A 7389-nucleotide genomic window follows, 5' to 3' on the forward strand; every position below is an offset into this window, starting at 1 on the left:
AGCCCGTGCAATTTGCTCTCGCCTGCCTTTCTGTAAAGACTCCAAGAAAAGGAACAGTCATGGCCGAACCGCTCGCTACAACCCCTATCCGCTATAGCTTCGGCGCCGACGAGCACCTGTTTGCCGAAGTCAGCGAGAGCATGTCGCTGGAGGCCTTTTTCAAGGGCATGGCCGTCACCCGCGCGGTGGAGCGGCTGGCCCTGGATGGCGTGCTGGATGTGTGCCTGGCCAACGCCTCGTTCCAGATTCGCTTCGACCCGGACCGTATCGCGCCACAGGCACTGCTGGAGGCGGTGCGCGGTGCCGAAGCGCAGGCGGTGGCCGAGCGCTCGTTGCAGACACGGATCATCGAGATTCCAGTGCTGTACAACGACCCCTGGACCCATGAAACACTGATGCGTTTTCGTGACCGCCATCAGGACCCAGGCAGCACCGACCTGGAGTACGCCGCGCGGATCAACGGCCTGGCCGATGTCGAGGGGTTCATTGCCGCGCACAGCGGTGCGCCGTGGTTCGTGTCGATGGTCGGGTTCGTTGCCGGCCTGCCGTTCATGTTCCAGATGGTCGAGCGAGAGCGGCAACTGCAGGTGCCCAAGTACCTGCGCCCGCGCACTGACACCCCCAAGCTCACCCTTGGCCATGGCGGCTGTTTCGGCTGCATCTATTCAGTGCGCGGAGCAGGTGGCTACCAGATGTTCGGCGTCACTCCGGCGCCTATCTACGACCCGCAGCAGACGCTGAACTACCTGAAGGAGCACATGGTGTTCTTCCGCCCGGGAGACATCGTGCAGTTCAAACCCATTGACCGCCGCACCTACGACCAGGCGGTGGCGGATGTCGAAGAAGGCCGTTTCGACCTGCGCATTCGCCCGGTGGAGTTCTCCCTGGACGCGTTCCTTGCCGACCCGGTCGGTTATCCACGGACCCTGCAGGAGGTGCTGGCATGATCAAGGTACTCAAACCCGGCTTGGCTACCTCGGTGCAGGACCTGGGCCGCGAAGGCTACTACCACTTGGGCATCCCGCCGTCCGGCGCCCTCGACCAGTACGCCCTGAGGGCGGCCAACCACCTGGTGGGCAACCCGGCCGGCGCCGCCGGCCTTGAGTGTGCGCTGGTGGGGCCGGAGCTGGAGTTCCAGCAGGATGCCCTGGTGGCGGTTTGCGGTGCGCAGATGCCGGCCTTGCTCGATGGCCGCGAGCAACGCCCGGATACCGCGTTTGCCGTACGTGCCGGGCAGGTGTTGCGTTTCGGCTTCCCTACCGCAGGCGCCCGGGCGTACCTGGCGGTGGCCGGTGGTATCGATGTACCCGAGGTGCTCGGCAGTCGCTCCACCTATGCGTTGGGTGCATTGGGTGGCTTGCATGGGCGCAAGCTGATGGCGGGTGACCTGTTGCCGGTCGGCATGCCCAGCGGCAAGACCCGCGGCGGCGCTAGCCTGCCGATGGCCTTGCGCCAGGCCTTGGGCGGCGAGGTGGTGCTGCGGGTGGTGCCGGGGCTGTATTTTCACCGCCTGACCAAGGCTGCGGTGCGAAGCTTTTTCACCGAAGCCTGGACGGTCGGCTCCGAGGCCGACCGTATCGGCTATCGCTACAAGGGCGGCAGTGCCTTGAGCTTCCAGCCACGGGAGCAGCCGTTCGGGGCCGGCTCGGACCCGTCGAACATCGTTGACAGCTGCTACCCGATCGGTTCGATCCAGGTGCCCGCGGGGCTGGAGCCGATCATCCTGCACCGTGACGCGGTGTCGGGTGGCGGCTACGCCATGATCGGCACGGTGATTAGCGCCGACCTGGATCTGATCGGGCAGATGCAGCCCAACCAGCAGGCGCGGTTCCTCGAGGTCAGCCTGGAGGAAGCCCTGGAAGCTCGGCGCTCATACAAGAAGAAGCTGAGTTTCCTGGCCAGGTTGTTTGGCTGATTGATGTTTGCGGCGGTGCGCCACCCACACAAGGGCTGGCGCAGTCGTTGCAGGAGCGGCCTGGTGTCGCGAAAGGGGCGCAGAGCGGCCCCGGAATTCCGGCATCACAGCGTCCAGACAAGCCAAAAGGAGAAAATTCCTACAGCGCTTTGGGACGCACCACGCTCCTCGAAGAATTGATTCCCCGATAGTGTTCATGTCTTCAGCCTAACTGGAAGACAAGGACCTCTTCATGCCCGGCCCATCTGCTGTTCGTATTGGAAAACCCCAGGCCGCCAACGCTGCCCATGACGTAACCGAAAGCAGCCTGCATGCCATGCTCGATGTCCCGGAGGGCAGCGATTCACCTTATCCACCCGGCCACGGCGGGCGCGCGGATCATGAGGGTTATCCGGCCGACCCGGACTTCCGGCTACGCGGCGGCTTCGCCAACCTGATGCTCGACGCGGCCAACCCGCTGTTCGGCCTGGTCATACGCCTGCGTACGCTGGATGACCTGCCCAACATCGAACATGTGCACAAGACCCTGCAGATTCAGGTCAGCACAATCCGCGAGGAAATACAGCAGCACGGTTATTCGTCTGTGCACCTCGAAGCCTATTCCTATGCCTTGTGCCTTTACCTGGACGAGGCCGTGATGAGTCGCCCCTGGGGGAACAATTCGTGCTGGAGCCACGAACCGCTGCTCAGCATCTTCCATGGCGAAACCCAGGGTGGCGAGAAGATCTTCGTGTTGCTGGAGCGGTTGATGCAGTCGCCCAAGGAGTTCCAGGATGTGCTGGAGTTCCTGTACTTCTGCTTTTGCCTGGGCCTGAAGGGCAAGTACGCCCTGGACCCGAAGTGCGATGAAATCATCAACGCCCTGATTTCGCGGATGCACAAGGTCATTCGTGAACTGCGCGGCCCCACGCCGGAATTCCCGGGCGATCCCTATACCAACGTGGTCCCTCGCCCCCACCGTATGCGGCGTCGGGAATGGCCCTGGTGGAGCCCGTTGGTGATCTCCGCCATCGCCATGGTCTGCGCCTACTGCTACTACAGCTACCGCCTGAGCTTGATCACCGCCGAGGTGCTGGAGTCGCTCAACGGCATTTTGCAGCAGTAGCAAAGGGGATCCGCATGCCTAGCCAATCCGACTTGCGCTTCACCTTCCAGCCGCTGGCTGGCCAGATTGACTTCGAAGTGGTTTCGTTCGAACTCGACGAAATGATCAGCTCACCGTTCCAGCTGAAACTGGAACTGATCAGTTTTGAAGACGAGGTCGACTTCGGCCAGTTGCTCGACCAGCCAGTGCTTTTCACGATCTGGCGCGGTGAGCGCCCCCTGCGCTATGTGCACGGCCTGGTCAGCAGTTTCAGCCAGGGTGAAACGGGGTTCTATCGCACCCGTTACCGCGCCTTGGTCGAACCCGTGCTGGCCCGTGCCGGCTTGCGTTCGAACTGGCGCATCTTCCAGCAGAAGACCGTGCCGCAGATTCTCGAATTGATGCTCAGGCGCCAGGGCATTGCCCGTTTCGAAATCAACAGCATGGGCGAGCATCAGGTGCGCGAGTTCTGCGTACAGGCCGGTGAAACGGACCTCGACTTCATCGCCCGCCTGGCGGGGGAAGAGGGTTTCGTCTATCGCTTCGAGCACACGCCGAAACATCACCAGCTGGTCATCACCGACCGACTGCTGGCGCTGGGGCAGATCAGCCGAAGCGCGCTCAAGGCCGACGACGAGGATGAAGACTTCTTCGACGAAGACGACATTGGCCCCGACCAGGTGCTGTACCGCGCCAACAGCGGTGGCGACCAGGCCAGGCCTTGTCTGCGCCGCCTGCGTTACAGCGAACAGGTGCGCACTGCACGTCAGGTGCAGCGGGACTACACCTTCACCAACCCGCAGTACCGGCAGGAACACCGCGCAGGTGACAGTAGCATCACCCATCAGTCCCGGGACTATGAGCGCTTCGACTACCCCGGCCGCTACAAGCGCGATGCGGTCGGTGTACCCTTTACCACTACCCGCCTGACGGCCCTGCGCCATGACGCCCGTATTGCCGAAGTCGAAGGTGACGATGTACGCCTGCAACCGGGGCTGAGCTTTACCCTCATCGAACACCCGCGCAAAGACCTCAACGCCCATTGGCGTGTGATGCGTGTACATCACGAGGGCAGCCAGTTCACCAGCCTGCAAGAAGAAGCTGCCGGGGCCGAACAAGGAACGCGCTACTCGCAGGAAGCCGTGCTGGTACCCGGCCGCATCGAGTGGCGTCCGGCGCCACTGCCCAAGCCACGCATCGACGGCCCGCACATGGCCACGGTTGTCGGGCCGCCCGGGGAAGAGATCTACTGCGACGAGTGGGGCCGGGTCAAGGTGAGCTTCCCCTGGGACCGGGAGAGCGAGAACAACGAGTTCAGCTCCTGCTGGGTGCGCGTGTCACAAGGCTGGGCAGGCGGCAGCTGGGGCTCGATGGCCATCCCGCGCATCGGCCAGGACGTGATCATCCAGTACGTCAACGCCGACCCCGACCAGCCGATGATCACCGGGCGTACCTATTGCGGCGACCAGCTGCCGCCGTACGACCTGCCCGAACACAAGACCCGCATGACCATCAAGAGCCAGACCCACAAAGGCGATGGTTTCAACGAGCTGCGCTTCGAGGACGAACTCGGCAAGGAAGAAGTGTTCATCCATGCCCAGCGGGACCAGAACAATGTAGTCGGCAATGATGAGACCACGCGTGTGGGGCGTAATCGTGTCGAGCAGGTCGGCAATGATGAGCACTTGAATATCGGCAATGACTTCCGCCAGGAAACCGGGGGTGACCATACCCAGCTCATTGGGCAAACGTGCCACGTAGACATCAAGCAGGACCTGATCGAGAAGATAGGCAACGACCGTAGCGAATCAACTGGGGCCAATCACCGGGCCCTTGTCGGGAAAGACGCCGAGCTGGTCGTCAAAGGTACGCAAAAGGTCACCGTCGGGCAGGGCATCGAGCAACATACGACGATCTTTCAGCTGCGCGCCAGTGAGCGCATCGAGTTCAGAACCGCGGGCGGCAGCATTGTGCTGGACGGGCAGGGCATCACCATCAACGGGCTGAAGCTCGAGCTGTTGGGGCAAACCAGCGCGGCTGCGTCAGGGGCTGGAAACAGCCAGCCACTTACGCTTGCGCCTGACGCCAGCAACAAGTGCGAGGCCAAGGCCTGATGCGCACTGACAACCTGGCGAGGCTCATCGAAAGCCATCATGGGGCGCACTTGTACTGCCATGTGCTGATAGATCCGCTTGCGACTGCTCACGATGGCGACCACGCCGTGCTTGCCCCGCTGCGCAATGCCCTGGGTGAGCAGGCATTGACCCGTGTGCACCGGGCCGACCTGGCCCATGCCCCCCAACTGCATCCCGTACTGGTCTGCCTGGCTTCGCCCGGCATGGTCCCCAGTCGCCGTCTGCTGGAACTGACCGCCCGAGCGGCGCAGAGGGCGTTGTTTCAGCAACGGCGTTACCTGTGTGGCTGGCTGTTCAGTGAGGCGCCTTCGGCCACTGTCGCGTCCCATCTCACGGCCTTGTGTCGGCTACCCGATTCCAATCGGGAATTTGGCTGCTACCCGGTCTACGAACCCGTCCGGCTGGAGTTGCTTGCGGCGACGTTCGAGCGGCTTGAACAAGGCCCATGGTGGCCGATCAGTGACTGGTTGTTCCTGAGTAGCGGTGGGAGGTTGGCAAGCCTGAAAGGGCAGAGCGGGCAGCGACACCCTTTGCCGACCCCTGCGCGGCGGATTCAGGATGACGTGGGGCTGATCGAACGTGTGCTGGCTACCTGGAGAGTGTTGCGGGCGGGTTCGCAGCACATCAATCAGTGTCAGATTCCACCGTTTGCTGCGGTGCGTGCTTCGAACCATATCGATGATGCACGCAGGTTGGGCCTGAGCGCGATGGAGGACATCGTGGCCTTCGCTCTCCATCACCTGAGCATTCATCCGAGGCTGCATACCGTACCTGTGGTGGGCGAAATGATCGATGCAGCGGCCAGAGGCCAGGCGCCTCTTGCCGCGTTGCTCGCCCGCTACTCCGAGGCGCAATGGCGCCAACTGATCGAATGCCTGCCGAAATCCGAGAATCGCTCATGACCATCAGCCAACGTATTGCCCTCGCGATCGCCGAAGCCGGGCTGCCGCACGACCAGTGCATGTTCTGCGAGCGCCAGGGCCTGCCGATCCTGCCGCTTCGCCGCGCCCTGGTGCCCGATACCCGCCCCGAGTGTGTCTCCACCGTGGCGGGTAACCGGCATATCTCGACAAAGATCGGCTTGCGCACCTTGCGCAGGGGCTTCCTGTATGTGCTGCTCGATCAGCAGGTCTGGCATGCCTATGCCGTCAGCGAGCAGGGTCACCTGCGCCGCTTCAACCCCTACGAGCCGCCAGACGGCCCGCCGTCGCCGCTGCCCGAAAAATGCGTGAACGCAGATCACGACATTCCTTCGGCCTTTCTCAACCTCGATACCGGCAGGTACACCAGCGCCTGGCTGGCCTTCTCCAGTGACGCCTGGCCGGTGAGCGTGCTGAACGCCTACAAGAGCGGCGCGTCGCCTGCGCATCGCTTCGAGGGCCTGGACCTGATTCAGGCGCGCAACAATCCCGAACTGTTAGGCATCGCCATGACGCCCGATAAGCTTGGGGTCGACCAGCAGGTGTTCGAGTATGCCCAGCATGGCTGTGCCCCCTTCGACAGTGCGCATGGTTTCCACAGCCGCTGGTTGCGCCGGTTCGCCCTGCGCGGCTATCTGGTCAATGCGATCAACCGGCACAAGCTGGAAAACGGCGTGCTGGCAGTGGTGCTCGACGACACTGTCGGGCTGATTCAGGAGTACAACCATCAGCGGCTGAACTGGGTACTGAAGCGTCAGGCCTGGCGTGAAGACCCGATGCGCGCCTATCAGCTGCAGACCTCGCAGATCCTGCAGATCATTCGCGCCACGCACAGGGAATGGGCGGCGCAGAAGGTGCCGTCGCTGGAACCGATGACGGGTGATGGGCCGCCGGTGCTCACCGACCCGGCAGTCGAGCGGCAGCTGTTGGTCGAGCGTGCACAGCAGGAGAGTGACGAGCGGCTTGAAGAGCGCTACCACGAATCGCAGCGGGCCGCGTTTCAGGCTGACTATGAGCAGCAGGAACGTGAGTTTCAGCGTTACATCGACAAGGACGCGCAGGCGTACGTTGCCTTGTTCGACACGCCCATGTTCAAGGTGGCCGAGGCATACGACTACGACGGTAACGATCGTGAGTCCGGGGTGGCCTATGCCAAGACCATGGCCCTGTGCCTGGGCGGTGGGGTTACGGAAGCTGTCGTCTCCCGTCTTGAACCGCATGTTCCCGCTTCCGGCACCAGCGAACTGCTCTGGCTGAAATGGCTGCAGGACCCTGACAGCCCGCCCTACCGTGCCTTGCTGATGCGCGACCAGGCACTGCTGGCCGGGCTGCTGC

6 protein-coding genes are annotated in these 7389 nt (G+C 62.9%); all 6 read left to right on the forward strand.

Annotated features, from left to right (window positions below):
* The first annotated feature begins 59 nt into the window (after positions 1 to 59).
* Entirely contained in the window at positions 60 to 947 is an 888-nt protein-coding gene (locus WM94_RS08645; protein WP_013972123.1) for an allophanate hydrolase subunit 1, read from the forward strand.
* Positions 944 to 1915, forward strand: a complete 972-nt coding sequence (locus WM94_RS08650; RefSeq protein WP_061550972.1) for a biotin-dependent carboxyltransferase family protein — start codon at positions 944 to 946, stop codon at positions 1913 to 1915. The genes WM94_RS08645 and WM94_RS08650 overlap by 4 nt, the downstream gene beginning before the upstream one ends.
* Positions 1916 to 2147: 232 nt before the next feature.
* Positions 2148 to 3020 (forward strand): type IVB secretion system protein IcmH/DotU, encoded by an 873-nt coding sequence (gene icmH, locus WM94_RS08655; RefSeq protein WP_061550973.1) that lies wholly within the window; start codon positions 2148 to 2150, stop codon positions 3018 to 3020.
* 14 nt (positions 3021 to 3034) lie between these two features.
* Complete coding sequence (locus tag WM94_RS08660) at positions 3035 to 5113, forward strand: type VI secretion system Vgr family protein (protein ID WP_061550974.1); 2079 nt, start codon at positions 3035 to 3037, stop codon at positions 5111 to 5113.
* Entirely contained in the window at positions 5113 to 6036 is a 924-nt protein-coding gene (locus WM94_RS08665) for a hypothetical protein (RefSeq protein WP_061550975.1), read from the forward strand. The genes WM94_RS08660 and WM94_RS08665 overlap by 1 nt, the downstream gene beginning before the upstream one ends.
* Positions 6033 to 7389, forward strand: a 1357-nt coding sequence (locus tag WM94_RS08670) for a T6SS effector BTH_I2691 family protein (RefSeq protein WP_305728128.1), incomplete at its 3' end; no start/stop codon positions are given. The genes WM94_RS08665 and WM94_RS08670, both read left to right, overlap by 4 nt.

The sequence above is a fragment of the Pseudomonas sp. ABFPK genome, assembly GCF_001586765.1.
Lineage (GTDB): Bacteria > Pseudomonadota > Gammaproteobacteria > Pseudomonadales > Pseudomonadaceae > Aquipseudomonas > Aquipseudomonas asiatica.

What these genes read in the sequence shown, in the direction of transcription:
- WM94_RS08645 (WP_013972123.1), top strand. Translation starts at nt 60, where the DNA reads ATGGCCGAACCGCTCGCTACAACCCCTATCCGCTATAGCTTCGGCGCC.
- WM94_RS08650 (WP_061550972.1), top strand. Translation starts at nt 944, where the DNA reads ATGATCAAGGTACTCAAACCCGGCTTGGCTACCTCGGTGCAGGACCTG.
- icmH (WP_061550973.1), top strand. Translation starts at nt 2,148, where the DNA reads ATGCCCGGCCCATCTGCTGTTCGTATTGGAAAACCCCAGGCCGCCAAC.
- WM94_RS08665 (WP_061550975.1), top strand. Translation starts at nt 5,113, where the DNA reads ATGCGCACTGACAACCTGGCGAGGCTCATCGAAAGCCATCATGGGGCG.
- WM94_RS08660 (WP_061550974.1), top strand. Translation starts at nt 3,035, where the DNA reads ATGCCTAGCCAATCCGACTTGCGCTTCACCTTCCAGCCGCTGGCTGGC.